This window comes from Parendozoicomonas callyspongiae, from assembly GCF_023502345.1.
Lineage (GTDB): Bacteria > Pseudomonadota > Gammaproteobacteria > Pseudomonadales > Endozoicomonadaceae > Sansalvadorimonas > Sansalvadorimonas callyspongiae.
In genome coordinates this window covers 1-561 of record NZ_JAMFLX010000146.1, presented here as the reverse complement: position 1 = coordinate 561, position 561 = coordinate 1, and the positions used below count along the sequence as shown (strand labels likewise).

General features: G+C 49.4%; 1 protein-coding gene. It reads left to right on the top strand.

The window, feature by feature from the left end; translation table 11 throughout:
- On the top strand, window positions 1-235 hold a 235-nt coding region (locus M3P05_RS20705; RefSeq protein ID WP_249702048.1), incomplete at its 5' end, for a hypothetical protein.
- Window positions 236-561: the final 326 nt, after the last annotated feature.

The following is a 561-nucleotide window of genomic DNA, read 5'->3' as shown; positions in this document are numbered from 1 at the left end:
TAACGCCCGCATGTGGGGCGCCGAAGGCGTCCCACACAATGCGCTTGTTAGGCGAGCCCAGTGGGCCGGGATGCTGAAGCGTTGGCGAAACCCTGACTTGCAGGATTGTGACAATGTTTGCGCCTGCGGGCAAATCGGTGTTTTTGCTGAATGTTTGTTTGCCCTGGAAGCCAGCACATTGCACAGCTGCAGGGAAACACCAATGTTTGTGCTGGTGTTGCACGTTTGGAAATAGCTGGGATTTACCCTGCCAGATTTGAAAAACAAACCAGCGACGAAAATATTAATGCTGGCATAGCACGGTAAATTTACGCTGAACCCTGAACACCAGCTGCACTGAACTCTGAAAAGAAGCAGGCTTGGAATTTGGTAACCTGATTTCTTTTGCTGGCATTGCACAGATGCAGCCAGAACAATCTACCAGAATGAACACGCTGAATTTCTGAACTTCCAGGATTCCCCAAATCGACTCTGAGCTTGCCTGCCAGCTTTGAAAACCTCTCAGAAATTTTGCAGGAAAACTGGAAAAAGATTTACGACTTTGCACCGCGCGCCTAACGC